Source organism: Niabella drilacis, from assembly GCF_900101395.1.
In the GTDB taxonomy this organism is placed as follows: Bacteria; Bacteroidota; Bacteroidia; order Chitinophagales; family Chitinophagaceae; genus Niabella; species Niabella drilacis.
In genome coordinates this window covers 180,768-207,614 of sequence record NZ_FMZO01000007.1, presented here as the reverse complement: position 1 = coordinate 207,614, position 26,847 = coordinate 180,768, and the positions used below count along the sequence as shown (strand labels likewise).

Sequence of the window (26,847 nt, the reverse complement as noted above, 5' to 3'; positions counted from 1 at the left end):
CTTTTCATTTCTATTTATTTCCTGCGGATGGCAGGATCTTAAACTTTCCATCCTGTTGCAAAACGTAAGTTTTACTCTCAGAAACAGGTTTTTCCTCGCTCATCCAGTTCCAGTCCGTTACCGTTATCTTGTCTTTTTCTATGCTGCTTGATTTTCCGAACGCAGATTCCGCTATCTCATCGTAAGCGATTTCCAGCCTGTCGATTATTGTATCTTCTTTACTCAGGGTAATCAACGTGGTAAACAGCTCATGTTCGCCGCTCTGATAGGTGACCACCACTGATGAAAAGTTTTCAGAAAAAGGAACTGTATAGTTCAGCCTGAAATTTCTTGCGTCTAAATGTCCGGGATTAAATTTTATCCGTTTCAGAAAACCGTTGTCAGCAATCCCTGTTTGCTCAAAATTATCGAAGCTTGTGCTGTCCTTTATCGGGAAATTGCGCTGGGGAAGGGATCCCGGCAAACGGGTTTCGGCAATAGAAACGGCTTCCCCTGTGTCTGAACGAAGGGTATCTTTGGTAGCGGGTTCAGTTTTTGGTGGCGCTGCTGTGGTTTCATTTTGCATTCTGCCACCGCAGGACAACAGAAAAAAGCCCGAAATCAAAAAAAGGACAGTTACTCTTTTCATTTATTGACCAATTAAATTCAACAAGAAAACCACCAGTGCATAAAACAGACCTTATTATTGCTAAAAAACAGCTTGATATGTCCGTCGGAAACTCCTTTTTCATCTTCCCTTAACTTAATGACCCACTGTTTTCCTTCTTTGTCCAGCCCCAGCCTTCTCTTTACGGCAGTCGGAAACAAGCGTTGCATATCATCCATTGTCGTGCCGGCGTCTATTCTGATCCCTTTGTATGTGATAAAATTTCCGTTTAAAAACCAATACTCATCCACTGCTACATTATTACCACTGGTTTCAAAACGCGAACCGTTTTTATACAGATATTTATCGTCCGGGGCTCCCGTATCAAAGATGGTTATACAGGGCGCTTCATCTGCCAGCAGTTTTATGCTGTCCGGCTTGCCAAAAAACTGTTCAAATTCAGCAAGCGAAAAAAAACGCTGGACCTTACCGTTGAACCTTATATCTTTTTCCAGTATGACGTCCCCTGGTTCATAACCCGTACCGGGCTTAGCTACTGCAGTTCCGGAATTGCATAACCTGAAAAGATCATGCCCGTGAAGGATCGTTTTGTCATACTGCAATTCCAGCGGTCTGCCAGGATCACCGGTGATGTCCATCAGCTTGCCGGTTTGCTTATAAAACTCCAGCCAGCCTACGGTTTGTTCCTTTCCCGGCCTATCCGAAATATCCGGCACAAACAGCTTAATCCTTGCCTTATCAGTGGTTATATAATCAATTTTAGCTTTGACAATCGAACGCTCAAAATGTTTAAACGCAACAGCATTGCCCGATCTGACCAAATTTGATAAGATCTGCCCACAGGAAATATCCGGGGCAATTTTATCGGCGCTATCGGTTGCTTTTGCCGGGTGGGATGCCTTATCCCGGGGGCTTGGGCAGGATAACAGCGTTATTGAAATGAGGCTTAAGTATCTTAACATTTGGTTTCTAATTTAAATTCTCTGATGCGAGCAAAAAACAAAGCGGCTACCGCCAGCAAGCAGGGGCAGGCGGCACAGCAATGCGTAAAAAAAGAGCATATTTCACCGGCGTTTGCACTTTATTCCAATGTTCCATCCCTGGCAGAGGAATATTCCTGTGTTTACAAACTTTAAGAAGTCCTATGTCAGAAATATCGTATTTTTTTGAAAGTGCCAGCAATGATTCTGACCAAACCAGATCATAAAGTTGTTGACGTGAAAAAGTTGTCGTTTCCATAGCCAGATCATTAAGCGTTTAACAATTAACCGGAAAATTACGAATAGATTCCTTCAGTGTCATCCTGACAATCGGGTATTTTGCAAAATTTCAGGAAATCTTCCACAAGCGCGTTCGCTATTCCTCCCGTACGCAGTACAAATTTTCCCCCGGCTGGGGAAAGCTAACAAAAAATTAAACGGCAATCCTATAAGGAATTGCCGTTTGTTATTGATAGAGCGAGATTCCCTTATACCGGATCAGGTTGATCCGGTATAAGGGCTAATTTACCCGTTTAAGAATCTCACGAACTTCTATGAGATACGCTTCTTTGAAATTCCGGGAATCGCAAGGATGTTATACCCCGTCTGTGTCATTCATTATTTTCAGGTAAGCTGTGACCGCATAATTCGTAATGGGCCGCGATGATCTGATCACCTGCCTGACAATGCTGCTACTACTCATTAACTTACACAACAATTTCCTGAATGCTGATTATGATTCACGATCAGAAAACCATTCCCGGTTCCTGCATTGGTTCCCTTCCCCGAATTAGCAAATGACCAGATTGGCTCTGCAACTGTGCTGATTACCTGCTTTTTATAACGGCAAACCGGGTCTGTGCCGCCGTTACCAGCTGCAAGCTGCGTTTTTTGTTTCATACAGGCACTATTGACCGTCCTGATCAATACAAATAATACAACAGCAGATCGTTTCATAATGCCTGCTTAAATCCTGAGCAAATAAAACAGCTTATGATTGTACTACTTCCGGCAGTTCTTTAATCCCGGGTTTGCATGGGCGCCAATCCTCCTTTTTCCGGAATGGGACCTGCGGCAGACCAGTTCGGCATATCCTCAACACCAACCTTTATCACTTTTGCCAGTGTGGGGAAATCAGCTTTATTTACGGAGAATTCAATTTTATAAACACCGTTTACATTCACAATTCCGCCTTTATTTTCAAAAAAATCGGGGCTATGGGGGAGCTCCTGCCAGGACCATTCCGTTCTTATTCCTGTATACTTCATCAAGGTCTGCCAATCTTTATGATCTCCTTCTATCATATATTCTATCCCGGCGGTATAGGGAAATGGGAGTGGGTTAAACCCTGTTGCCGGGGAGCCGTCCGCATCTATATATATGTGAAAGGGATTGAGCTTCATACCAGCAGTTCCTTCCACAAGAAAAAATAATCTGGCAGGCGAATAAAACGTTTTCAGCCCGGTTAAATTTGATTTGGTACCGGATGTATTCTGATAAGCATACTCCACATAATCCCAGTCGTTGAAATCTCCATCGATGGTAATCGTGGGCGCCTGCGCCCAAACGGTATCTGTAAATGTATCTGTATACCCTGTTTTGCTGCGTGCAGTTAAGGTAACCAGGTATTTCCCTTTCGTTTTATACACGTGCGTAGGAGCTACAAGTTCCGAAGTATCGCCATCCCCGAAATTCCAGTGGTACGCATCAAAATATCCAGACATGTTGGTGAATACCGCTTTTGGACCGGTTACGGTTGCGCTATACATGGCAATTAATGCCGGTTGGTAATCCTTCTCCTTTTTGCAGGAAAGGATGGCGGTTAGTAAAAAGAGTGCGCAAAAAAATAAGTTCCGTTTCATTCGTATTCTTTATTATTTTTAAGGAAATATCCGTCTTAAAATCGTACCTGTTTTTGGCGGCATAATTATTTGCGAAACTCGTTGGCCGCCCTCATTCAAATAGGTTTGATCCAGGTTAATGCTGATGTTGGCTACCTGGGGGTTAACAATAACAATCGCCCTGGTAAAATCTCTCCGGTAATATTTAAAGTTAGTACCTACCGAATCATATCCTCCAAGGGGTTTCCCCATATTCCATTCATACTCCGGCCGCCACGTATAAGGCAAATAATAGCCGTCTGCTACCGGCTGCTCACTAAACGACACATTCCCGTCATTTACCAGCCAATAAGAGGCCAATGCATAATAATACCCTTTAGCGTCGGATTCGCTACTGTGCGGCTGTACCAAAATGAGCTTATTCATTTTTGCAGCAGATGCAGCTTCTGCCATCTCTGAATGCCATAAATCACCCCCGCTATAGTCACCAGGGCCGTTTACGAGCCACCATTCATCCAATGCGCCGTCCATGTATTTCAGGTATTCATTCCATTGCCCCGGTGCGTTTAATGCCCCGGTCATATTGCCTATACTCATTTTTCCGGCAGACTTTAATTTCGTTTGAACCACATTCAGCATGTTTTTATTGGCTGTTTGAAATGCTGTATCCGTCTGATATTTTTTAATCTTCAGCCCCGGATGATGTTCTGAGACGGTAAACAATACATCGTCAATAAATACACCATCCCAGGCATATTTAATAAGTTCTGCGGTAACTGTATTGGACCAGTATTCCTGGTATCCTGAATTACCAATGTCCATTTGTCTTAAATTGTTGTAATCGACAAACCTGATTCGATTGTTGTCCGTATCAAGCAGGAACCAGTCAGGATGGTTTTTTGCTGCATAATCATACCCCACACCCGTTGAAATTAAGGTGTCGCCCGTTTTTGGATCAAGTTCATAAGTATCAATCGATGCCGACATATTTTTATATACCAGTACTTTAATATCGGGGTTGTATTTTTTGAATATTGGGATATAGTGGTTTTTCCACGCCTGCATTATTACCACCGTTCTCCGGGGGGCTTCCCGGGCAATTTGTTCCTCGGTTATATCCTGCCAGGAGAGGTAGAACCAAAACCCTGTTGGTTTGTTTATAGCATTATCAGTAACAGGCCCGCTGATTGGTGGTTCTTTATATGCAGGCAATACCTCGCCGCCATTATCCCTGGCACAGGCTACAAATCCGAATAGTATCGCAAAAAGATATGTTGAACAGATAATTCTCACTCGTATATTTTTTAATTGTTAATACCCTGTGTTTTGGTGAATATTTGGGTTCTCATTAATCGCATACTGCGGAATGGGAAATAATACATGGAAGGGTTGCACAAACTGCCGGCCCCGTGCTAAAGCATTACTGACAAAGGATCCGTTTCGAATTAAATCCTGTCTTCTTACACCTTCAAAGCAGAGTTCCCATTGGCGTTCTTTTAAAATTTGGGCACGCAATGTCGATTGATTAAAATTGCCGGCAGCCAATGTATCCAGTCCGGCCCTGGTGCGCAACCGGTTGATAATATCTAAAGATTCTGCATTTGCTCCATTCAACTCATTCAATGCTTCTGCACGGTATAATAACACATCAGCATAACGATAAATTACAAAGTCCGTTGCACTTCCAGCTCCAGTCATATTGGGGTCTATTGGATATTTTAAAGGAATCGCACCGGAACTGCTTGCTTTAAGATCCACCATTGCTTTACCATTCCAATAATACCGCTGAAACACTTCACGCCGCTTGTCTGATGGGTCAAAAGAATCCCAAACAGGCCATGGCAACTTATAGCCTTGCCCCCAGGATTGAATGGGTACGGGCGTCTGGCCCTCGCTCAGGCTTTTAAAATCTCCGGGTAACACGGCAAAATGGAAGGTGTTTTCAAAACCCGATGCTCCCGTATAAGGAATTGCCCAAATAATCTCTTTATTATTTTCATTGTTCACCGCCCATATATCTTTAAAATTGGGTTGCAGCATGTAGTAGTTCAGGTCTATTATTTCTTTACTTACTGCTTCCGCTTTTGCCCATTGTTTATCGTGCATATACAATTTTAGTAAACAGGTAAGCGCAATTCCTTTTGACATGCGGCCAAAATCAGCATTATCTGTTACAGTGGGCAGGTTTAACGCAGCTTCTGTTAATTCTTTTACCAAAAAGCCTGAATACTCCTGCTGTGAAGGCCGCGCCGGCTTATAGTTTTGTGCTTTTTGCAGGTCACTTACTATTTCGGGATCGGTCATTATAGGCACCGGCCCGTATTCATCATACAAGTCATAGGCATAGATTGCTCTGATGCACCTCAATTCGCTTACCAGTGCTGCTTTTCGCTTGTCACTGATATAGTCAGCAGCTTTAACCATTTCAATTGTAATAGTAGCTAATGTGATGGTGGGTTGCGCCCTGGACCAGAATTGTTCGGCAAACAAATCAGTTGGTTTAAGCGTAAAGATCATTTGCGGAGTAATGGCCCAGTCTGTAGCAAACTCATCGGTAGTGGATAGGTTATTTACCAGAACTGAAGTTTTCTGAATTATATAAGCGGCGGTAAAATCGCGGGATCTATCCTGTTGTCTGAATTTATTATAGACACCGGTAACTGCCGTATTCAAATCGGCTTCATTTTTAGGAAAATTTGCCGGCGTAAGATCGGTGTAGGAACGGGGAGTAAGCCCTTTTTCGCATCCTGCCCCAATCGTAAGAATCAACAGCAAACAGAATATTTGGAGAAAAAAACTATTAAGTGCTAAACGTGTCATTTTGTTTTCGAATTTAAATTCTTAAAAACTGATATCCACTCCCAGGGAGTAAGAGCGTTGATTAGGATAACCCGCACGGGTATTGGTTTCGGGATCCATATAAGGGTATTTGGTAATAATAAACGCGTTATTTACATCGGCAAACAGGCGGCAACTGCTGAATACTTTTTTAACAGCCGGCAAACGGTAGCCCAGGGTAATATTGCGGCAACGCACAAAGTTCCCGTTGAACCAAAAGTTCTTATTCGATGTCTGATACACGGATGGGGTTCCCGAATACATTATAGTGCCGGGACGATCATGTACCCAGCGCTTTTGCACGTCGCTCATCAGGTTATACCCCTGATTGATCATATCAATAACCCCTACGCCCCACCGGCTCCAGTTAGCGTCCTCTACGGCATTACGTCCAAACATCCCTGTAAAAAAAAGGTTTATATCAAAATTTTTAAACTCAAGCGTATTCCCCAAACCGAGCGTTACCGTGGGATCTGTAGTGCCTGCAAGAGCAAGATCATTAATATCAATTTTCCCGTCATTATTTACGTCTTTGATTTTCTCCTGCCCGGGCAATAACAGGGGCTGGGCATAGGGAGGTTCCTCTCCTATTTGCAAAATGCCGTCAAACAAGTACGTCCATGCGGGTCTTAAAGGATCATTCTTATGTTCATATGGCTGAAGGATAACATTTTCATTTCTGTTTCTCCAGGTATCTTTAAAATGCGAGAGCGTAAAATGGGTATTCCACTTAAACGGACCCGTAAAGTTTTTTGAGTCCAATGTAATTTCAATTCCCTTATCCTGCGTAGACCCTATATTGTCTGCTACCGAGCCTACCGGATACCAGGAAGGCAGCGCACGGGCAGACAATAACCCGTCTACCGTTTTTTTATACACTTCTACTGAGCCGGTTAGGCGATTTTTAAACAACCCAAAATCAAGTCCCAGGTTAATTGTGGTGGAGGTTTCCCATTTTAAATCAGGATTATCTAATTGGGAAAGCGTTACACCAGGTAGTATTTTACCAGGAGTTCCGAAAGCATAGGAATAACCGGATGAATAATAACTAAAGGCATTTTGGCCAATATTCTGGTTCCCTGCCTGTCCCCAGCTAATGCGCAATGCTAAATCTGATAAGGCCTGAGATGCTTCCAGGAAGGGTTCGGCAATGGCTCTCCATTTAAAGGAAGCCGAAGGAAAGAATGCCCATTTATTATTGGCGCCAAATTTAGACGAGCCGTCATATCTGCCCGTTATTCCCAAATAATATTTATCCGCAAATGAATAATTCAACCGCGTAAAATAAGATGCCAGTTCATTACTTGGAGCCCGGTAAGAACCGGCAGTACGCGTAATAGCACTTCCGGCGCCAAGATCATTGTACAAAAGTATATCCGTAAAAAAATCCTTTGCCCCGGCATTAAACCCAGTTGCATCAAAATTGGTGTATTCATACCCGGCCAATGCGTCAACACTATGCTCTTTCTTCAGTTTTTTTGCATAATTCAACGTAGCGGTTAACTTTTTATCGAATTTTTCAGAAGTTGAAATCTGTGCATCGCCGTTTACTGAAAGACCGTAAATCATCGTTTTAGGCAGGTACTGGTTTCGCTTGCCCAATTGATTATCTAAGCCAAAATTCACATTTGCCTTTAATCCTTCCCCTATTCTTGCTTCAAGAAAAACGGTTCCCAAGACCCGCTTGGTAATTGTATTATCTGCTATTTCGAGCATAGAAACGGGATTGGCCATAGGGGAATACACCGGATTAATAAGATAGTTCCCCTCGGCATCATAAACCGGGTAGATCGGCGGAAATTGAATCGCGTTGGTCAATATGCTGGAGTTCTCCCATAAATTATCCCCCAATGAAGCGTTCCGGTTATCAACCTGTGACAAGGTAAGATTCAGCCCGGTGTTAAATATGTTGCTGAGCTTTTGCTCAATATTGGTTCTTACGGAGTAACGTTTAAAATCGCTGTTCTTAACCACGCCATGTTGATTAAAATAATTACCGGTAACAGCATACTTCGTATATTCTGACCCGCCGGTTATACTAATATTGTGCTGCTGAATATCGCCTTTTCGTGTTACCAGTTTCAGCCAATCAGTACCCTCCCCGGCATGAGCAACCTGTGCATCGGTATACCGTTGCTGATATGGAATCTTGGCATTTTCAGGTATTGTATTTCCATAAGGGAAAATAGCATTGTCAAACAGCCATCTTTCATAAGCGGCCTCGTTTGCCGTTTGCATGTATTCCGTAGCATTCAGCACATCAAAATTCCTGGTTATTTCCTGTACCGATTGGGAGAAATTGTAGGTAACGGCAGGTTTACCTGATTTTCCTTTTTTTGTAGTAACCACGATAACCCCATTTCCGGCCCGCGAGCCATAAATAGCCGTTGCGGCTGCATCTTTTAATACTTCTATGGACTCTATATCATAAGGATTGAGCGTATTGAGCGGATTTCTGCTGCCATAGCTGTAACGGTTGCCGCTACCGGGTTCCGCGTCCCCGTCACTCAACGGAAAGCCGTCCACTACCCACAAAGGGCTGTTTCCTGCACCTGTTGAAGCTTGCCCCCGGATATAAATACTGATGCCTCCGCCCGGCTGGGCACTCAACTGCTGTACGGTAACGCCCGATGCTGTACCCAGCAGCATTTGCGCCACAGAGGGGGTCGCTACCATGTTCAGATCCCTGGGCTTTATCTGAGATATGGCTCCCGTAACATCTTTCCGCCGTTGTGTTCCATAACCCACTACAACAAGATCATCCAGCTGGTTCTCTACCGGCAACAGGGTGATCATTCCAAGGGCTTTGCTGTTTGCCGGAAGTTCAATCGCCCGGTATCCTATGTAGGAGATCACCAATATATCGGTCTCCTTTGCATTGATCACAAATTCCCCGTTGCTATTAGTGGTTACCCCTGCCGTTGTGCTCTTTATTTTTACGGAAGCTCCAGCCAAAGGAACTCCGGAAGAATCAGTAACACGCCCCCTTACTTCCATCAGCGCTGGCAATTGTTCGGCAGCTTGTTTTTCGCGAACGCTTACGGGAGGCGCTCCCGGCTTCTCTGACAGCAGTATCGTTTTATTGATTATTTCGTATTGCAATGACCGGCCGCTCAGCAAGCGCGTCAAAAACTGAGGCAGTGGTTCATTTCTTGCTTCGACCGTAACCGGGCCGGCTGTATTTAGCAGGCGGGCATTTGCTGCAACCGTATAGCCTGTTTGCTGCCGGATCGCGGAGAAAACGTCTTTCAATGCCACCTGCTTCCCTGAAAAACTAACGGTCTGGGAATAAAGTGCGGCGCTTACCTGCAGGCAGCAAACCAGCAAAAAGGTAGCCGTAAAATTCATAATCAGGAATAATTTTTTTAGCGCCCCACTCCGGCAGTTGCAGATGGCAGCCGCAAGCTCCTCTTTATATGCTGTACAGGTGCCTTTATCCTTCGGGCGATGCTGCATAGTAAGCAGTCCGGTCAGGAATATAATGGACTTCTTACAGTAAAATGCAGGCATTTTACAAAACGCAATTATTTGCATAATTTCGCATTCTATTTTGGGTTGATGAAACAATGGTGAATCAGCTAATTTGACTGTTGGGGTCAGCTCAAAAAGGTTGCCGGGAGTGTTGCAAGCGCTTCCGGTTCTTTTTAAATCCCCTGGGATCTATTTTCTCTATGGCATCGTAACAGATTTAAGTGAATGATATAGTTATATTACAATTACTGACCTACAATCAGTTTTCTTTCCTCTAATCTACAGGTAACACCGAGTACTTTTAACGCCTGTATTACCTGTGTAAGACTCAGGTCCCGGCCTATTTCCCCATACAGTTCAACAACCGGAACTCCGGAAGGATACACGATCTGAACATCGTACCAGTTACCCACCTCCTGCATTACGGTGGCAATACTTTGATGATTGAGATAGAACACGCCATTGCGCCAGGCCATCACCTGATTGAGGTCCGGCCTGCCCAATACGATATCCCCCTGGGCCCGACGAAGGGTGGCCTGCTGACCTGGTCTTAAAACACTGGATACCGGACGCAGGATACCCGATACTTTCACACTGCCTTCCAGCAGGGTTACCCTTGTAGCCCATTCATCATTATAGGCATTTATGTTAAAGTGGGTTCCCAGCACTTCGGTATTTATGTTTCCGGCCTGTACAATAAATTTTTTTGACGGATCTTTTGCCACCTCAAAATAGCCCTCGCCCTCTAACTTCACGTTCCGCTCATCTCCCTCAAAGGCCACCGGATAAGTAATCGAGCTACCAGCATTTAACCATACATGAGACCCGTCTGAAAGCATCATATCAATTACCCGGCTTCCTTTAGGATTTGTTAAGGTATTGTATTGCAGTTTCTTTAGAATCTGCCCGTCTGCTGCCTGGTAAGCAATTTGTCCATTAGCCAGCTTTATCAGCTTTACATTTCCCTGTTGCGCCAGCTGACCGTTTCCTGCGCTGTCGAGGTATACCTTGCTACCATCAGCCAGCGTAATCATGGCCCGGTTGATAACAGGAGCTAAAATAGCATCGGGCGTCCGGATTGCTACAGAGGGCGCAGATTCCCGCGATTGTTGATCCAGGTAAAACAAGCCAATCCCCAGAAAAATAATAACAGCGGCTGCGGCCCAATACCAATGCCGCAGATAACGGATCTTTGCCGCTGCACGGCTTACCGGCGCTGCCTCTTTAAGAATGGAGTCGATCATCCATTCCGGAATCACCACCGGTATTTCACTATTCTGCTGCAATCGCTGCTCAGCTTCTTTTACATACTGGTAATTCAGTTCTTCGTCGATATCTTTCACCAGTTCGAATAATGCATCTACTTCACTGCGTGTTGCCCGGCTGGATAAATAGCGCTCCCAAAGCGAAATAATATGTTCAGATGATTGCTGCATATTGCTTACATTTTATTGTCGGGGAACCTGTCTGAATGTACCTACCGGTTTAGAAATTTTTTATAAAAAATAACAGCAGACACAGTAAACCAAATAAAAATCAACGTGTTGCAACAGATAGGCCCTTATCTGTCTCGTAGCTTCTGCCAGGTAATTGCGCACCGAATTCCGGCTAAGCTGTAATTTTCCGGCGATCTCCTCAAGACCAAGGTCTTCTTTGTAACGTAACAGATAAACCTTTTTTCGCTGTTCAGACAACTGATTAACCGCCTTTTCCAGGGCAGTTAATAACTCCTCCCGCTGATCTGCAGGCAACGCAGCAGTGGCAACTTCAGTGATCTGCTGCAAGGTATACTGCGCTTTTACCTCTGCGCCTCTCCGGCGAATACGATCGATGGCTTTATTCCAGATGAGCCGGTGCAACCAGCCTGCCGGATTCTGAATATCCACAAGTTGTTCTTTACCCTTCCATACGATAACAAAAACCTCCTGAACAATTTCTTCTGCCCAGAATTCACTTTTTAAATAGCTCAGGGCTTTTTTATAAAGAATGGGGTAATAGCGCCGGAACAAAGCAGCAAACGCCTGTTCATCACCACCGGCAACCAGGAAGAACAAGTCCTTCTCACTATATGAAGTATACTTACTTTCCAATAGTCGTTTTGTCAGATACAGTTATTTTACCGCAAGCATATAAAAAAAAAAGAAGATTTCAAAATATCGGTGCTGATGATGACTCCGTAAAAAGCAGGAGACAATACACTAACAGCAGGTAAGGAATGATTTTTTAAATTTTCAAAAGGATCAGAGTTAAAAATTTAAGCTGCCGATCCGATTTCATTGGGCTTTTTTGTTTTGCTAAGTTGAGGGAATCAGCAAAAGCCTGCATCAGCGTTTTGCCAAAACAATATCTGCCGCTGTGAGGGCGCTGCTCATTGTAATACGCGATCCATTGATCCAGATCTGACTGAAGCGACTCCAGATCCTGATCAATTTTCTTTCGGGATGTGACCACGTAAAATTCCTCCCGGACCGTCCGGTGAAAGCGTCCGCAAATACTCTGGGCCCCGATCCGTAAGTCACGCAGCAGCGGGAGTTCCTGCTGTCTAAAAAATGGGATTACGCGGTCATGGAGGATATCAGCAGATGCAATGGCATGTTTACTGGTATAAAGCTTTGCAAAGGCGGCCCGACTATACGTGTCGGTAAAGGTCTGCCGGTAAATACGTCCAACACCTTTCCAACATAGCAGGTGTTACGGGAGCCAGGATAACCCGGGTGCGCCGCCTCTATGTCGCCATTTGGTTAACAAACCTCCCTTACCGATACAGCAACGATACACGAACGATACAGCCAGGATACAGGAGCGATACAGAAACGATACAGAAACGATACAGAAAGGATACAGAAAGGATACAGAAAACAGGCATTTCGAGATCAGAAGGGATCAGCAGGGATCAGGAAGGATCATCAGTGGTCAGAAGGGATCAATAGGGATCAAAAAAATAAACCGCCCCTTTAATACCCCAATTTTATGCAAGCAAACATTCATTTATTCATTTTTAAAAATTAAAACTATGGGAAGAGTCACCAATTCCATTTTAAGCGGCACCTCCGGCCGCACCGGGCGTGTTGTTATCGCCAACGTTCATGGGGTAGAAGTAAGCCGCGCGCGGCCCGTAACGCGCAGCAGCTCCACTGAACCGCAAACCGCCCACCGCGAACTGTTTCGTTTTGCGGTAGCTTTTTTGGGTTTGTACAAGTCCTTTGCACGCCTGTTCTTTGGCAAGCGTAAAGGACTGGCAACACCCTATAACCAGGCACAGGCCAATGTAATGGAAAACATTCAGCTTGCCGGCGGCGATGTGATCATGAACTACAGCCAGTTGCTTATTTCGAAGGGTAACCTGCTGGAAATGATTCCCGAAAGTCTTAATGCGGGGGCGGCACAGGCGGTTACGGTTACCTGGATAAATAATGCACCGCCGGACAGCAGTAATGAAAACGACCTGTGCTCCGTTTTTGTCTACATGCCATCGCGCAGGGACGGACAGTTTTTTAGCGGGGTAGCAGCGCGCCAGGCCGGCACCGCCACGGTAAACATGCTGTCCTTTTACGCCGGCGAGGAAGTGCATGTGTGGGCCACCTTTGCCGATGAGGGATCCACTGCAGCCTGTAATTCGAAATACATGGGCTCCGTAACACTTACCTGACTTTTAAAAAAAGTCCTCACGCCGGGGGGTATTTGCCTCCCGGCATTTTACAGCATACCCATGCCCGGATCAAAAATTATCACTTTACAAATTAAATATATAACATTTTATTATAATTAAAAGTATGTACATTCATAGAAGCGTTTCCGTTTGCTGATCGATAAATACCTGATCATTTATTCACAGAACGGGAACGCGGTGTGCCTGCTGGTTATTTGATCAACATGCTTTTCACCAACAACATTGCAACCGGTGAAACAGGTTATTGAAGCAACAGCACCACACCACCCTGTAACTACCATTCCGGAACTGAAATAAGCAAACCGGCTTTTCCGGAAAAAGCCCTTTTATAACCCTTTCAAACATCCGACATGGCAACCAAAGTAAATCTGTCTGTACACCAATTAGAGCTTCTCCAAAAAAAATATGAAGCGTCTGATGCATTTGAGCTTGTAAACAATAAGGCAATGATGCGTATGCTGCATATTTCCAAAAGCACTCTTTACCGGCTACGCATAGAAATGAATATCCCCTATGTCAGAGTAGGCAAACAAATATTTTATATACGGGGACTGGTGATACGTCAGCTGCTTCAACAACATGGAGCGCTGCCGCTCGTGGAGCGGGGCAATGGGGAGGCCGCGGGCTGACTGGTAATGCACCTGCATCAGATCGTTGATAAAACCCGCATCCGGGCAACAGTTTATAATAGCGCAACCCATGTCAGCATTTTAATGCAGGTTCCAAACGCCTGGAAGACAAAATAACATTGCCGGCATCATTCTTATGTATGACGTTTCCCTCCAGTACCACGCTACGCCCTGTACCGGCAACCCTTTGCCTGTTATTACCCCCCGTTATCAAAGTCTGAAAGACCAGGTTGGCCGTCAGATCACCCAGGCTGTAGCCCAGCTTTTCGACTACTGAAAGTTTCTTTACCTGCACAGGGGTTTTAGTGCTCATTGTATACATATTTTTTTTTCATTGCTATTACACTATAAAAAGCGGGTTTGGGATTACCGTTCCTGTCAAACAAAAGCGGGTAGTTGGTTCTGCCGGGTATGGGCCAGTTATTCAGCCAGCTTTGGCCATCATGCACACCCCAAAATGTAACACGCGATATTTTCTCTTTATGTTTGAGAAATATTTTAAACAGCTGCCCATAATCATCCGCTAACTGCTTCTGCACAGTGTCCGGGAGACTATTTACATAGGGATTGGAGCCGGCGTCGGTTTTCATCCGCCGGCTTAGTTCGGCACCAGTGAAATTACGGGGGAGCACTTCAATATCCAGTTCTGTGATAGCTACTTTTATGCCCAACGCCGCATACTGCAATATGCTCTCTTCTATATCGCCAAAAGGAACCTTACCCACATGCCAATGGCCCTGTATGCCCACCCCATCTATCCTGGCGCCCGCCTGCTGAATTTTTTTTATAAGCGCAATGCATCCTGCGCGTTTTTTGGGTTGTTCATTGTTATAGTCGTTATAATACAGCTCTGTGTTAGGTGAAACTTTATTTGCCAGCTTAAAAGCGTCCACGATATAATTGTCTCCGAGCTTATTAAAGAAGGGAGATTTACGTAAGGAACCATCTTCATTCAGCGCTTCATTGACTACATCCCAGGACCGCACTTTACGCCTGTAACGGCCGGCTACTTTTCTGATATGTCCGGTAAAAAACGTGCGAAAAGAATCAGCGTCCTGTATATGCCGGGCATATGCCGGCATCTGGCTATGCCATACCAGTGTATGGCCGTTTACCCGGAGATGATTCATTTTTGCATAGTCTATAAATTTGTCGGCCCGGGAGAAATCATATGTTCCCCATGAAGAGGTTAACTCCTCTGCCTTCATCATATTTTCGGGCGTCACTGTATTAAATTGCCGGGGAACCAGCTTTGTGGCAACGGGGTCCTTTCCTGCTACCTGTTGCCAGCTTATAGCCGCACCGATCAAAAAGTCGTTTTTATACGTATCTTTTAAACTTACCGTAGTATTTCTTATTTGTTTGGTTCCTGTGCAGCCACCTATCAGGGCTGCAATGATCAACAAAGAGAATCGTTTCTGCATAAAGAATTGTGTTGATTTTGTTATCGGAATTAAAACCCAATACTATTGCCACCGTCCCCGGCCAAATACCCCTTGTATTGATACGGTGTATACTGATCAAGGGATATTACATTCTTTTCATCAACATCAATTGTTTTAAACCCTCCGCCGTTAAATAAATTGATGGTGCTTTCGGTAAAAACAACCAGCCTTCTGTCCGGGAGTTGCGTCACATAACGGATCTGTTCTTCATGCAGCTCATATCTTCGCTCTAACGGCGAGAATGTAATATCCTGAGCCGCGGCGCAGCAGCACCATAATAAATTAATCAGGAATAAAGCAATCTTCATGTTCAACTTTCAAGCTGTCGCATCCATTTAATCAAAGCATCTATAAAGCTGCAGGAACGCCCTGCCTCCGGATCCGGCCTGTTCTATTCCACACGGCGATATAAACAGGTTTCTGATTTTAATATAATCAGCGGCCTGCATTACTGCGGCTTCACTAACCGAAGATAATATACAGGACTGCTGCCACCCCCCTCCACCGCCTGGAACTTAATGCGGATGGCGCTTTTACCCTTTACCATTGAGTCAGGGATATCATATAGCACATCGAAAAACCGCGATTGGTTCCATTTATTGGTATTGTCTACGGAAACCAGCTTTTCATCATCAATATAAATATCAAATTTTCGCTGGCTCCATTCGGCGCCCCAGTAGCGCGCCAAAATGCCAAGATGCGATTGACCACCGGTTGATAATAAATAGCTGAAATAGCCGCCATTAACAGCTTCGCGAAAGGCGCCGTCATGCGCTACCCCTTTTTTCGAGTTTTCCGATCGCATTTCATGGTCCGCTTCCGGCTGTTGTTCGCCCGGAGCAACAAAATCAACGGTTCTTTTTTCAAGCTCCAGCTTTCCTTTTTCTATATTGGCAATCGAATCCATATAACTGCTGTATTGAGCAGGCGTAAGTGCCATCCAGTACATCATGTACCGGGCGTCGTGAATCCTGAAAAAGGGTTCTAATATCATCCTTTCCCCGTTCGCCATTTTTTGATCAGCGAACCGGAACTGCATCGGTTTTCCTTTTATGGGAACTAAATGCCCGGCAATATCTTCCGCCCTGTCTGCAATGAATACCGGAGCCTTGTCAACCGGTAATTTTTCACCCCCAGCAATATGGCTCCAGCGGCCGTCATCGGCTACCAATCCGCGCAGCTCTTCAGTACCCGTTCTGGCTCCCAAAAGGATCGGGCCGCGCATAATGGCGATGTATTCTTTTACATTGGGCATATGCCCGATCGTAGTTCGCATCGGCAAAGCAATTTGTACTACGTCGCCCTTTTTCCAGGTTCGTGAAATTCCGATATATGAAGCAGGTTTTTGTGTAACCGCAACCGCTTTGCCATTTACCAGGATCTGAAAAGCCCCTGCCCCTACCCAGGAAGGATACCGGATCATCAGCGTAAATGCCGACGATCCCCCGGTAATCGTTAGTTTTGTTTTTTCCTCATCAGGAAATACCGTTTCCTGCCTTAAACGGATGCCTTTGTCTTTCCAGTTAAGCTCAGAAGCGATAAAAAGGTTCAGGAACAGCGAATCTTTTTGATGGGTATATATTTGCCCGCCATACTTCCCGTGATTTTCCATCCCGCTCCCCACACAGCACCACATGGCCTGGTTGGGCGCTGAGTAAACCCTGTAATGCCGGGGCCGCGCGGGCGTAAAATAAACGTATCCGCCATGGCGGGGGTGCTGGGTAGACAATATGTGATTATATAATGCCCTTTCATAAAAATCCATATACCGGGCATCCTGGTCCAGCCTGAAAAGATCCTGCGTCAGCTTCAACATGTTGTAGGTATTGCAACTTTCCGGTCCCTCTACATCGTTTACAAAATCGTAACAGGATGCTGCACCCGGAAAGAATTCCCTCCTGCTGTTGCCCCCCAAAGCCAATGAGCGGTTTTGTGTGACGGTTTCCCAGAAGAAACGACCTGCATTTTTATACCGGTCGTCATTGGAGAGTTCGCCCACCCGTTCAAAACCTATTGCCTTCGGCACCTGTGTATTGGCATGTTTGTTATCCAGGTTATCGATCCCTTTTGAAAGCGGGTCTAACAACTCGCGATGTGAAAAGCGCCTGGCAGCAGCAAGGTATTTTCTATCGCTGGTCATCTGATAGGCATCCGCAAATATCTCATTCATGCCACCGTGCTCATTTCCCAGCATTTGCTGCATCTGCTCATCAGATAAAGTCCCTGTGAGGTCAACAGCCCAATCGCAAAACTTCAAAAACAGGTCCCGCGCCTCCCCGTTGCCGGCATATAACCAGGCATCCCTTAAACCGGCATACATCTTATGCACATTGTACCAGGGCACCCAGTATTTCCAGACAGGCGCCAGGTTGCCCGACTTTATGCCCGGCCATAATCCCTGCCCGTCCGGAACCGCTCCCACATAACCCCTGCCCCAGCCAGGGTATTTTTTTCCATTGGCCTCCTGGCAAACTTTCAGCACTGCTATCATGTACTCCATCCTGCGCTTACATTCCGCATTGCCTGTTGCTGCATAGTTCATAGCCAGTGCAGACAGATAATGGCCGCCTATATGCCCATCCAATCCCTCCCAGTTCGGGTATATTTTTGCTTTTGCGGGCAGGCCCGCTTCTTTTCGGTAACCCGCCAGTATACGGTCTACATCATACCTGAGCAGCACTTCAATATTCAGATCCCGGGCATGCCGGAAAGGACCGGGCAGCAACGCCACGTCCCCAAGACTGAATGTATTCTTATACAATTTATCCTGAGCAGACAGCCCCAGAACGCTCAAAAGCAATATACCTATAAATATCCGCTTACACATATGGCACTTAATACATTATAACAAACAAACCTGCATCAGATGAAACCGGCTACACGAATATAAAAAACAAATGTCATTTTTACAATAATAAACCAATATCCCAATCACCCATATGTATATAAACCCTCCATTCTGCGCTTATTATGCTTTGTTTACACTGCAGCTTCCCCCGCTTATTCCGGTCTTTTACTTTCTTCCCGGCCCCGGAGTTAAGCCGGTATCAAAATAAGGCGAACAATTGATTTGCAAATATTTATCATCAGGCAACATCTTAAACCATCTTTCAAACAGCATTTAAAAGCAGAAAGGATTCAGCACAAAAGTAAGTTACCCTGGTGCTCCCCTAAAACGGAGCCCAGTTTACAGCATCAGGAAAAAACCCGGAAAATTTGCTATTCTTTTCTTCTCCCGGTGCGGTACGGTAAGCGGTACTAAACTTTTGCACAGGAGACCTTGCTGAAGCTCCTACTATACGTTTTTTTTTGGAGATCGGGGGCGGAGCCGGGGATCAATAAAAGCGGGTCAATAAAAAGCTATTGACCCGCTTTTGCGCTTTTATACAAGCCCTCAAATAAACCGAAGCATCCCTTACAGTTTCAGTTTTATCCCCCCGTTTACCACAAACCCATCCAATGGTGCATAAATATCCCGGAAGACCGGGTTATCAATCGTTCCGGTATAGATACTGCCAAAACGGGTCTGACGGGTATCCGTAAAATTTTCGAAGTTCACAAACAGCGAAAACTTTTCCCAAAGCTTCTCCGCCATGAAACCGGTGATCCAGTAAGGCTTTCCGCTGGTACCGTCACTCAATTGCTGCTTGCTGTAATAGTACGCTTCCAGGCCCAATTTCCATTTATCCTCCACTTCATACATCAGCACATTATTCAGCCGGTGCCGGGCCGTTAAAGGAAGCCACTCTTTTGCCCCGGTAAAATGGGTATTGGCATCGGTATACGTATAGCCTACAAACAATTTAAAATCGCCATAGGTAAATCTTAAATTGGTCTCCATACCCTTTGTGTCCAGGTAACCATCTGAGTTTTTAAGCGCCGCCGTTCCGTCGTCTTCTGTTACCAGTACCAGCGGGCGGCGCAGCTTCGTGTAAAAGAACAGGTGATTCAGGCTAATACCCACAGCCCCGATGGAAGTACGGTAATTAATATCCCAGTTACCGCCAACTGATCGCTCATTTTCAGCACGATGAACGTCTATCGGCAACAGGTTCCGGAATTGCATCCGTTCTGCCTCTTCTGTAAAGAAGGTCGGCGTTTTATATCCATAGCCGCCACCGATGCGGGTTGTAAGCGCAGGTGCAATTTTAAACATGGCCGACACACGGGGCATCAGCTCAAACCCGTAATGGGTTACATAATCGCCCCGCAGCCCGGTTTCCAAAACCAGCAGGTCCGAAACCGTCCAGGCATTTTGAGCAAACAATCCATAAGTTACATACGAATAATTCCTCAAAGGGAAGTCCGTCTGTTTGCGCTCTTTCAGATCTTCCGTTAAAACATTTGCTCCAATTACCCAATCAGCCTTTTCACCTGACCGGTTCCAGGTCAGTTCAGAAAAGGAGGATTGCTGCAGACCATCAAACTGGTAATCAGGAATGGCGATCAGCCGGTCAAAGCGACTATAGCTGTTCTTTAGCTGTAAGGTTGAATTTTCAGAAAGCTTATGTGCTATGCCCAGCTGGGTAGTGACCCGGTCCGTATTGTTCTTTTCAAAAAATCCGGGATTCCCTTTTTTGATATAATCCATACTTCCCCCGGTACGGTCTTCGGTAATATAGGTAACTCCAAAATGAGCAGTCGTTCTTTTTCCATACAGGAATAAACGGGGATTGATGGTATAGCGCTCAAATTTGGGAATAGCGGACAGACCAATATCAGCCGGATCGTATGCCCTATTACTGTTCCGGGAAGCAAATACAGTTACTCCTGCTTTTCCATACCGCCGGCTGTAAAAACCGCTCAGGTCAAGTCCACCGGCAGTAGTCCCGTTCGCCAGGAAATTCAACTCCCGGTGTGCTCCCGGTGTTTTGGAGATGAGGTTAACGAGCCCGGCAATGGCACCACCGCCATAAAGCGTGGATGCAGATCCCTTGATCACTTCTACCTGCTTCAGATCCAGCGGCGCGATCTGCAATAGGGAAAGACCGCCTGAAAACCCGGAATACAGCGGATAACCATCCCTCAGCATTTGAGTATAACGGCCGTCCAGTCCCTGTATTCTTATACCTGAATTAAACGACGTGGCCGAGGTTTGCTGGGTCTGGATACCCGTGCTTTCATTCAGCATCATCCGGATATCGCCCGGCTTCATATTCCCTTTTTCTTCCAGCTCCTCCCCGGAGATCACTTCTGTACGGGTGGGCGTATTGGCAATGGTGCGACTGATACGGGTGCTGGTTACCACTACTTCTTCCTCATCTTCATGCCCCGCCTCATCATGTTCCAGCAATACCTCACTACCGGCGGCATCTGCTTGTGGAAGTGTAATAGTGATTTTCTCCTCTTTAAAACCTGCAAAGCTTACCGCAACGGCATAGCTGCCGTCAGGGAGATTTTCAATAGTCGCCCGGCCCAAACTATCCGCTACCGCTGATTTCCCGGGTGTTTCAATGACAACGGTTGCACCCGGCAGCGGGCTTTTATCTTCTTTATTTTTTATGGACAGGGTTAAATGATTTTGAGCATACGATACATAAGCACCTAACATTACCATGCTCAGCAATAGCAATTTCTTCATTTTATTATAGTAAAATAAAAATTAACAAATAGAATTACAGTTATTAAAAATGACTGCTTAAACCCTGGGAGGCTGGAACAGGCGGGCGTGATAGTCTGACCGGGTTCCGATATAAAAATCAGGATAAGCCTGTACGATATACGTCCCGGGTACTGTTAAACCGATGTTTGCCGGGTTGATCACACAACCGTGATATACAGAACAGATTGAAAAAGGCGAACAGTTGCTGCAATCATTGTGCTTTTCCGGGCGAGAAGATTGCTCCATTGTATGCTCGTCCTCACATCCATCCAGGACGGAGCAAGGCAGCATGCTGCTGAACAATACCCAAAAGATCAATATATACCCAAGGCACTTTATCAAGATCCGCAAATTTAGTATAAAGGTCCATCCCAAACCACTAAACCGGCAACAAAATACCATCCCGCCGGAACGTTTTTTAGCAGCATAAAGACAGCACTGCCTGCCCACCAACCTCCTATTCAATGATTTCATTGAATAACAGTTATCAATGCGTATCTTTACGGAAAGAACAATTATGAAGTATCCCGTTTTTTTGTTAGTCCTGCTCCTGTTATTTAAAAGCGGCCTGGTGGCACAAAGTGCAAAAGAGCCCTGGAAGGAACAGCAATTGATCGCCCCGCGGGCACTTGCCGAACAGATCGATAAAAAACAAACGGGCAATATCCTTATTCTATCAGTGGGACCGGATGCTGTTATCAGGGGATCTGTTGACATGGGGCCTGCTCATGAGCCGGAACACTTCGCTAAGCTAAAAAGTTATCTCAAAAACGTTTCCAGGAACAAGGAGGTAATTATTTATTGCGGCTGCTGTCCTTTTGATAAATGCCCCAATATTCGCCCTGCGTTTAAGACACTGACGGGTATGGGATTTAAAAAGGCCCGGCTGCTTAACATACCCAAAAATATTAAGGCAGATTGGCTGGATAAAGATTATCCGACAAATGATAATGAATGAACCGGATCCTTTGTACGCTCATCAGTCTTCTTTTTGCAGTTACTACTGCTGCTCAAAGTACCCCGCTAAAAACAGGCAGCATTGCCCCTGAAATTACGCTACCCCGTATGGATGGAAGTATGTTTGCGCTTTCCTCTTTAAAAGGCCGGTTGGTGCTCATTGATTTTTGGGCCACCTGGTGCGCTCCCTGCGTAAAGGAACAACCGCAACTGAAAGCCCTGTACGAAAAATTTGCACCTGAGGTCAAAGAAGGGAAATTTGAAATCATTGGCGTTTCTCTTGACAAAGACAAAAGCACCTGGAAAAAAACAGTGGATCGCCTTAAAATAAACTGGGTGCAGGTCAGCGACCTCAAATTCTGGAGAAGCCCGGTTGCAAAGGATTATGGTATAGAAGAACTGCCCTTTAATGTACTGGTGGATGAACAAAACAAGATCATTGCCATTAATCTTCATGAAAAAGAGCTGGAAAACCTTATACAGCGCCGTTTGGGCGCCACGAGGGAACAGCCCAGATCAATAAAAGCAGCAACATTGAACAATAGCAAACATGAATAAACGGCTATTTAAAGATAAGGTGTATACCGAATTAGCAAAGCTGGTTAAAGCCCTGGCCAATCCGCACCGGCTGGAGGTCATTGACCTGCTGGCCCAGGGGCCTTTTTCGGTAGAACAGATCGCTGCTTACACAGGAATGTCGGTCGCCAATGCCTCGCAGCACCTGCAAACACTAAAAAATGCCCGGCTGGTAACGGTGGCCCGGAATGGAAATTTCATCCACTATTCCCTGGCCGGTGAAAACGTTTTTGACACCTGGGTGGAGCTTCGCAACCTGGGGCTTGCTCACAACGCAGAAGCTGCAAAAGTGATCAGCGATTTCCGCAAAGGAAAGAGCCGTGATACGGACCTGATCGATGCGGAAACCCTGGCCCGGCTGCTCCAAAAAGAGCAGGCTGTGATACTGGATGTACGTCCGGAAGAAGAATATAACCGGGGGCATATACACCGGGCGTTGTCTGTACCGCTGGAAAGCCTTGCCGCTTATTTAAAAAAACTGCCCAAAAGAAAGCTGATCGTGGCTTATTGCCGGGGGCCTTTCTGCGTGTATGCCGATGAGGCGGTTGCCCTGCTAAAGGAAAACGGATACAAAGCCGCACGTATGGAAGAAGGGTTTCCTGAATGGAGGCAGAAAGGGTACCCCGTAGCGCAGGTAAGTTAATACACCGGTTGTCATTTATAAAAATGATATAGCAAAAATCGCATTGGCGTCCTGCGCCGAAGGCCCGGAGTTGTTCAGGGTTCTATGGGATCACGCTCATCAGGTACTCGAACAGGTTGCCAAAGCCGGATCCCGATCACGCTACCTCCTGAAGATCAATTATACGATGGTCATGCCGAACCTGTTTCATTACCCGTAAGGGCCATTCAACAGCCCCGGAGATCACCAAAACACTAAGCTTTTGATAGCCCAACCAAAAACCACTGTGCGGGCACCTCGCCGGGTTCAGGCTCCCGACCTCCGGTATAGTACGTTGCCGGGGCAAATACCGGGCATCTGCAATAATAACTATTCAATAAATCTATTGAATAGTAAAATTTTTGTTATCTTTGCACATTGTACTTACTAAAAATGATCATCCATGACCGGCACTGCACTGGGACTCAAAAAAACGGGCAGCAATTTACGGTACTGGTACTGGTAAATATGCTGGTGGATTGCTTTTTATATCCGCGGGTGTAGGCCTCGAAGGCGTGGGATGGATCAAGGCGATATACCCGGTTGTTTGGGGTGTTGGACAAATCATTACAGCCCCCCTGGCAGATAAGATCGGCAGGGAGCCGTTGATCGTATGGGGCATGTTTGTGCAGGTATTGGGGCATATTGTTATCGGCCTGGAACTCTTTAGTCCCTTCACGTCCGGTATCGTTGGATCGGTGCTCCTGGGTATGGGCACGGCCATGGTTTACCCCGCTTTGCTGGCGGCCGTAAGTGATGCGGCGCATCCTTCCTGGCGGGCGTCCTCCTTAGGCGTGTATCGCTTCTGGCGGGATATCGGGTATGCCGTGGGAGCTGTGCTCTCCGGCCTCATAGCCGGTCTACAGAGGCTGGTATGGGCAGTACACATCGCGGGCATTGTTACATTTTTATCCGGCATTGTAGTTTGGGTCAATATGAAAGAAACCCTGCATAAGCAGATCTTCATCAATGAAATACATGGTGCTTACTGATCACCGGTTATGTTCAACTCCCAAACGAATAACAATTCATCGGGTTGCTTTCATCTTTAAAACAACCGGTGAAAGGATTAGCGAACAAACATATCCATCATTTACGGTTCCGTCCGGAGCAACCGGGGAATCCGGCGCGTTTCAAAAAAACATGTGATCGTCTCTTTTGCCCGGGCGCCCGGCTACATCCGCACTAAGACCCGCGCGCCTGAATAAGTAACCTGTTTAACAGCTTTAGTTCCTGCAATTCTTATTGTAAAGCCACGTGTTCCGGACATTCCGTTAAAAGCTCCCCTGCGTGGCTCAACGGTCAGTACCCGGGTCTTATCATTCCAGCTGAACCGGATCAACGAGCATTGTCCCTTTTCATAGCTATAATCATTTCCTTCATCTTCATATAATTCAAAAGTTCCACTCTTCCCGGGGTATATTTTAATTTCCAGGTCTTTAAAATTGCTGATCGCTGAATACTGCGGAACAGCTGCCAAAGGAAGAATAGTACCGGCCCTGATAAAAACGGGCATACCGGATAAGCTGATCTTTTGTGCAATAGCTGTTCCTCCCCTGTGCTTTGCGTCACTCCAGAAATCATACCACCACCCTGCCGGCAAACGGGTATCCACCGCAATCGTTTCTTTATCATTCAAAGCTGTTACGCCGGTTTTAAAAATTGAATCGGTTACCGGGTTCACTAAAATACTTTCTCCGAATAAATATGTATTGTTGTTATTCCAGACCATCGGATCCTCCGGATAATCCATTACTAACGGGCGCATAAGACTGGCGTTATTACGGGTAACGGCCCACATGGCTGAATAAATGTAAGGCTGCAGGCGGTAGCGCAGACGGATAAATTTTTCGGCAACATCAAAAGCGATATCGCCCCTTTTTCCAAGCTGATAAATTTCCCGCGGCGTATTGGTACCATGCGATCGCATGAGGGCGGTAAAGGCAGCAAACTGCAGCCATCTTATATACAGTTCCCGGTAATGGAGATTCCGGATCCCTCCCGGGTAATTTCTTACAAAAAAACCACCGATATCTGAATTCCAGTAAGGCATACCGGACATGGTCAGGTTCAACGCTGCCGGTATTTGTGCTTTCAGCACTTCCCAGCTTGCCGTTACATCGCCAGACCAAAGCATACTGCCCGTTTGCTGCTGCCCCGCAAATGCCGAACGGGTAAGAATATAAGCACGCTTGCCGGTGTTCGTATTCCGTTGTCCTTCATAAACCCCTTTCACCGCTTCATATGGATACAGGTTCCCATACCGTTTAAAACTGCCAATATGCGTTGATACTCCTTCAACGCTCGTTAACAGGTCTTTGACGGCTATTTCATGCTCATTGGCTTTCCGGTCCGTATTTCCTGTTACACTTTTTTGCACAGGCTCCGTTGCATCCAGCCACCAGCCATCAATACCCAATGAGAACAGGTTTTTATTCATATAGTCCCAATAAATATTCCTGGCTGCCGGGTTAAACGCATCGTATACTTTTACATAATTCTTTACCGGGAAGGTATAGAAATGATACAGCATTCCTTTTTTTTCCAGCTCCTTATAAATGCCGGTGCCTGCACCAAAAGAGGGCCACACGGAGATCAGCACTTTCGCATGCATCCGGTGTATAGAATCAATGGCCCTTCCGGGATCAGGGAATCCCGGGTTATTGAAACCCACTGCGTTCCAGTTACTGTCATTCGAGCCCCAGTATTGCCAGTCCTGTATCACCGCATCCAACGGCACTTCCAGCTCCCGGTATTTTTTTACCACATCCACCAGCTCGTACTGGCTCCGGTACCGTTCCCGGCTTTGAACATATCCCAAGCTCCACAGAGGCAGCATAGGAACGGACCCCGTCAGCAAACGGTAGTTACTAATAACACCATCCGCATTTTTTGCCGCAATAAAATAATACGCGACACCATCTCCGACCTCAGAGGTGAGCGTTCCTCCTTCTGCTCCCGGGATATACCTGCTAAGCGAATAATTATCCCAGTAAATGCCATAACCTTTTACCGACTGAAAAAAGGGGATGGCTATACTCATATTACGCTGGCGCAGCAGCAGCTCTTCAAAACGCTGATTCAATTTCCCGTTCTGATGCTGACCAAATCCATAAACCGCTTCATCCTTTTGAAAGGCAAAGCCCTGTGTTACCTGCCATGCAGGTTTGCCATCATCATCAACAGGAACAAAAGAAACGGTTCCCGGGGCTTCTGCCGCCAGTAAGGTATTGGCCCTGTAAAAAGTCAGCGTACCCGAAACTTTGTCGTAACGGACTTTGAGCGATCTGCTGGCAGCCGTTATCGCTACCGGCCCGTCTCCCATGGTTATTGGTCCGTGGGATAGCGGACGATTCACCACCCGGCTTTTCCTTTCATCCACGCCTCCTTTGGGGTATTTGTATACACGTACGATATCGTCTGTTATAAAAACCACTTTGGTTGTAATATCATGCATACTGGCTGTAAACCCGTCTTTAGCAATCTGCCGGGCGCCCGCAGTAAAGGTTGCCGCAATAAAGACCGGGAACAGTAAAAAAAGTATTCTATGTTTCATAACAATGGATATGA

At 45.8% G+C, this 26,847-nt stretch carries 22 protein-coding genes; 6 read left to right on the top strand and 16 right to left on the bottom strand.

Annotated elements, in window-relative coordinates:
- Positions 1 to 10: 10 nt before the first annotated feature.
- The 10 genes from BLS44_RS14320 to BLS44_RS27170 all read right to left on the bottom strand — a co-directional run bounded on the left by BLS44_RS14320 (position 11) and on the right by BLS44_RS27170 (position 12,230).
- The gene (locus BLS44_RS14320; protein ID WP_090390777.1) at positions 11 to 628 is read right to left on the bottom strand and encodes a hypothetical protein; all 618 of its coding nucleotides are present in this window, start codon (positions 626 to 628) and stop codon (positions 11 to 13) included.
- A gap of 17 nt (positions 629 to 645) precedes the next feature.
- A complete protein-coding gene (locus BLS44_RS14315; RefSeq protein ID WP_090390776.1) occupies positions 646 to 1,569 on the bottom strand; it encodes a hypothetical protein in 924 nt (307 codons plus the stop codon).
- Between the two features lie 46 nt (positions 1,570 to 1,615).
- Entirely contained in the window at positions 1,616 to 1,846 is a 231-nt protein-coding gene (locus BLS44_RS26245; RefSeq protein ID WP_143019774.1) for a hypothetical protein, read from the bottom strand.
- 760 nt (positions 1,847 to 2,606) lie between these two features.
- Positions 2,607 to 3,449 carry a PKD domain-containing protein gene (locus BLS44_RS14305; protein ID WP_090390774.1) on the bottom strand — a complete coding sequence of 281 codons (843 nt, stop codon included), beginning with the start codon at positions 3,447 to 3,449 and terminating at the stop codon, positions 2,607 to 2,609.
- Between the two features lie 18 nt (positions 3,450 to 3,467).
- Positions 3,468 to 4,721: a putative glycoside hydrolase gene (locus tag BLS44_RS14300; protein WP_143019773.1), complete on the bottom strand. Its 1,254-nt coding sequence runs from the start codon at positions 4,719 to 4,721 to the stop codon at positions 3,468 to 3,470.
- An 18-nt stretch (positions 4,722 to 4,739) separates the two neighbouring features.
- Positions 4,740 to 6,248 carry a RagB/SusD family nutrient uptake outer membrane protein gene (locus tag BLS44_RS14295; RefSeq protein WP_090390772.1) on the bottom strand — a complete coding sequence of 503 codons (1,509 nt, stop codon included), beginning with the start codon at positions 6,246 to 6,248 and terminating at the stop codon, positions 4,740 to 4,742.
- 21 nt (positions 6,249 to 6,269) lie between these two features.
- Complete coding sequence (locus BLS44_RS14290; RefSeq protein WP_176954424.1) at positions 6,270 to 9,776, bottom strand: TonB-dependent receptor; 3,507 nt, start codon at positions 9,774 to 9,776, stop codon at positions 6,270 to 6,272.
- Positions 9,777 to 9,982: 206 nt separating this feature from the next.
- Positions 9,983 to 11,173 carry a FecR family protein gene (locus BLS44_RS14285; RefSeq protein ID WP_090390770.1) on the bottom strand — a complete coding sequence of 397 codons (1,191 nt, stop codon included), beginning with the start codon at positions 11,171 to 11,173 and terminating at the stop codon, positions 9,983 to 9,985.
- Positions 11,174 to 11,233: 60 nt separating this feature from the next.
- Positions 11,234 to 11,827 carry an RNA polymerase sigma factor gene (locus BLS44_RS14280; RefSeq protein WP_176954423.1) on the bottom strand — a complete coding sequence of 198 codons (594 nt, stop codon included), beginning with the start codon at positions 11,825 to 11,827 and terminating at the stop codon, positions 11,234 to 11,236.
- 133 nt (positions 11,828 to 11,960) lie between these two features.
- Entirely contained in the window at positions 11,961 to 12,230 is a 270-nt protein-coding gene (locus BLS44_RS27170; protein WP_394332469.1) for an integrase core domain-containing protein, read from the bottom strand.
- Positions 12,231 to 12,750: 520 nt separating this feature from the next.
- On the opposite strand from BLS44_RS27170, the gene BLS44_RS14270 reads away from it, so the two are divergent.
- Complete coding sequence (locus BLS44_RS14270) at positions 12,751 to 13,386, top strand: DUF6266 family protein (protein ID WP_090390767.1); 636 nt, start codon at positions 12,751 to 12,753, stop codon at positions 13,384 to 13,386.
- Positions 13,387 to 13,757: 371 nt separating this feature from the next.
- The gene (locus tag BLS44_RS14265; protein WP_090390766.1) at positions 13,758 to 14,036 is read left to right on the top strand and encodes a MerR family transcriptional regulator; all 279 of its coding nucleotides are present in this window, start codon (positions 13,758 to 13,760) and stop codon (positions 14,034 to 14,036) included.
- A 73-nt stretch (positions 14,037 to 14,109) separates the two neighbouring features.
- Here the strand turns inward: BLS44_RS14265 and BLS44_RS14260 are convergent, their stop codons facing one another.
- The 5 genes from BLS44_RS14260 to BLS44_RS14240 all read right to left on the bottom strand — a co-directional run bounded on the left by BLS44_RS14260 (position 14,110) and on the right by BLS44_RS14240 (position 21,062).
- Positions 14,110 to 14,349, bottom strand: a complete 240-nt coding sequence (locus BLS44_RS14260; RefSeq protein ID WP_143019772.1) for a hypothetical protein — start codon at positions 14,347 to 14,349, stop codon at positions 14,110 to 14,112.
- The gene (locus BLS44_RS14255) at positions 14,339 to 15,460 is read right to left on the bottom strand and encodes an endo-1,4-beta-xylanase (RefSeq protein WP_090390764.1); all 1,122 of its coding nucleotides are present in this window, start codon (positions 15,458 to 15,460) and stop codon (positions 14,339 to 14,341) included. The genes BLS44_RS14260 and BLS44_RS14255 overlap by 11 nt, the downstream gene beginning before the upstream one ends.
- Positions 15,461 to 15,489: 29 nt before the next feature.
- Positions 15,490 to 15,789 carry a hypothetical protein gene (locus BLS44_RS14250; RefSeq protein ID WP_090390763.1) on the bottom strand — a complete coding sequence of 100 codons (300 nt, stop codon included), beginning with the start codon at positions 15,787 to 15,789 and terminating at the stop codon, positions 15,490 to 15,492.
- 140 nt (positions 15,790 to 15,929) lie between these two features.
- Positions 15,930 to 18,308, bottom strand: coding sequence for a glycoside hydrolase family 127 protein (locus BLS44_RS14245; RefSeq protein WP_090390762.1), 2,379 nt, complete (start codon positions 18,306 to 18,308; stop codon positions 15,930 to 15,932).
- A gap of 588 nt (positions 18,309 to 18,896) precedes the next feature.
- A complete protein-coding gene (locus tag BLS44_RS14240) occupies positions 18,897 to 21,062 on the bottom strand; it encodes a TonB-dependent receptor (protein WP_090390761.1) in 2,166 nt (721 codons plus the stop codon).
- 538 nt (positions 21,063 to 21,600) lie between these two features.
- Between BLS44_RS14240 and BLS44_RS14235 the strand changes: the two genes are divergently transcribed.
- From BLS44_RS14235 to BLS44_RS14220, 4 genes are all read left to right on the top strand, one after another.
- The gene (locus BLS44_RS14235) at positions 21,601 to 22,041 is read left to right on the top strand and encodes a hypothetical protein (RefSeq protein ID WP_090390847.1); all 441 of its coding nucleotides are present in this window, start codon (positions 21,601 to 21,603) and stop codon (positions 22,039 to 22,041) included.
- Complete coding sequence (locus tag BLS44_RS14230; RefSeq protein ID WP_090390760.1) at positions 22,038 to 22,598, top strand: TlpA family protein disulfide reductase; 561 nt, start codon at positions 22,038 to 22,040, stop codon at positions 22,596 to 22,598. Before BLS44_RS14235 ends, BLS44_RS14230 begins: the two co-directional genes overlap by 4 nt.
- Positions 22,591 to 23,259: an ArsR/SmtB family transcription factor gene (locus BLS44_RS14225; protein WP_090390759.1), complete on the top strand. Its 669-nt coding sequence runs from the start codon at positions 22,591 to 22,593 to the stop codon at positions 23,257 to 23,259. Before BLS44_RS14230 ends, BLS44_RS14225 begins: the two co-directional genes overlap by 8 nt.
- 497 nt (positions 23,260 to 23,756) lie before the next feature.
- Positions 23,757 to 24,269, top strand: coding sequence for an MFS transporter (locus BLS44_RS14220; RefSeq protein ID WP_218127760.1), 513 nt, complete (start codon positions 23,757 to 23,759; stop codon positions 24,267 to 24,269).
- Between the two features lie 182 nt (positions 24,270 to 24,451).
- Here BLS44_RS14220 and BLS44_RS14215 read toward each other — a convergent pair whose 3' ends face one another.
- Positions 24,452 to 26,833: a glycoside hydrolase family 31 protein gene (locus BLS44_RS14215; RefSeq protein WP_090390757.1), complete on the bottom strand. Its 2,382-nt coding sequence runs from the start codon at positions 26,831 to 26,833 to the stop codon at positions 24,452 to 24,454.
- Positions 26,834 to 26,847: the final 14 nt, after the last annotated feature.

Bases quoted from the DNA above. Each gene is read 5' to 3' on its own strand.
- BLS44_RS14320 (WP_090390777.1), bottom strand. From the start codon at position 628: ATGAAAAGAGTAACTGTCCTTTTTTTGATTTCGGGCTTTTTTCTGTTG.
- BLS44_RS14315 (WP_090390776.1), bottom strand. From the start codon at position 1,569: ATGTTAAGATACTTAAGCCTCATTTCAATAACGCTGTTATCCTGCCCA.
- BLS44_RS26245 (WP_143019774.1), bottom strand. From the start codon at position 1,846: ATGGAAACGACAACTTTTTCACGTCAACAACTTTATGATCTGGTTTGG.
- BLS44_RS14305 (WP_090390774.1), bottom strand. From the start codon at position 3,449: ATGAAACGGAACTTATTTTTTTGCGCACTCTTTTTACTAACCGCCATC.
- BLS44_RS14295 (WP_090390772.1), bottom strand. From the start codon at position 6,248: ATGACACGTTTAGCACTTAATAGTTTTTTTCTCCAAATATTCTGTTTG.
- BLS44_RS14290 (WP_176954424.1), bottom strand. From the start codon at position 9,776: ATGCCTGCATTTTACTGTAAGAAGTCCATTATATTCCTGACCGGACTG.
- BLS44_RS14285 (WP_090390770.1), bottom strand. From the start codon at position 11,173: ATGCAGCAATCATCTGAACATATTATTTCGCTTTGGGAGCGCTATTTA.
- BLS44_RS14270 (WP_090390767.1), top strand. From the start codon at position 12,751: ATGGGAAGAGTCACCAATTCCATTTTAAGCGGCACCTCCGGCCGCACC.
- BLS44_RS14265 (WP_090390766.1), top strand. From the start codon at position 13,758: ATGGCAACCAAAGTAAATCTGTCTGTACACCAATTAGAGCTTCTCCAA.
- BLS44_RS14260 (WP_143019772.1), bottom strand. From the start codon at position 14,349: ATGAGCACTAAAACCCCTGTGCAGGTAAAGAAACTTTCAGTAGTCGAA.
- BLS44_RS14255 (WP_090390764.1), bottom strand. From the start codon at position 15,460: ATGCAGAAACGATTCTCTTTGTTGATCATTGCAGCCCTGATAGGTGGC.
- BLS44_RS14250 (WP_090390763.1), bottom strand. From the start codon at position 15,789: ATGAAGATTGCTTTATTCCTGATTAATTTATTATGGTGCTGCTGCGCC.
- BLS44_RS14245 (WP_090390762.1), bottom strand. From the start codon at position 18,308: ATGTGTAAGCGGATATTTATAGGTATATTGCTTTTGAGCGTTCTGGGG.
- BLS44_RS14240 (WP_090390761.1), bottom strand. From the start codon at position 21,062: ATGAAGAAATTGCTATTGCTGAGCATGGTAATGTTAGGTGCTTATGTA.
- BLS44_RS14235 (WP_090390847.1), top strand. From the start codon at position 21,601: ATGAAGTATCCCGTTTTTTTGTTAGTCCTGCTCCTGTTATTTAAAAGC.
- BLS44_RS14230 (WP_090390760.1), top strand. From the start codon at position 22,038: ATGAACCGGATCCTTTGTACGCTCATCAGTCTTCTTTTTGCAGTTACT.
- BLS44_RS14225 (WP_090390759.1), top strand. From the start codon at position 22,591: ATGAATAAACGGCTATTTAAAGATAAGGTGTATACCGAATTAGCAAAG.
- BLS44_RS14215 (WP_090390757.1), bottom strand. From the start codon at position 26,833: ATGAAACATAGAATACTTTTTTTACTGTTCCCGGTCTTTATTGCGGCA.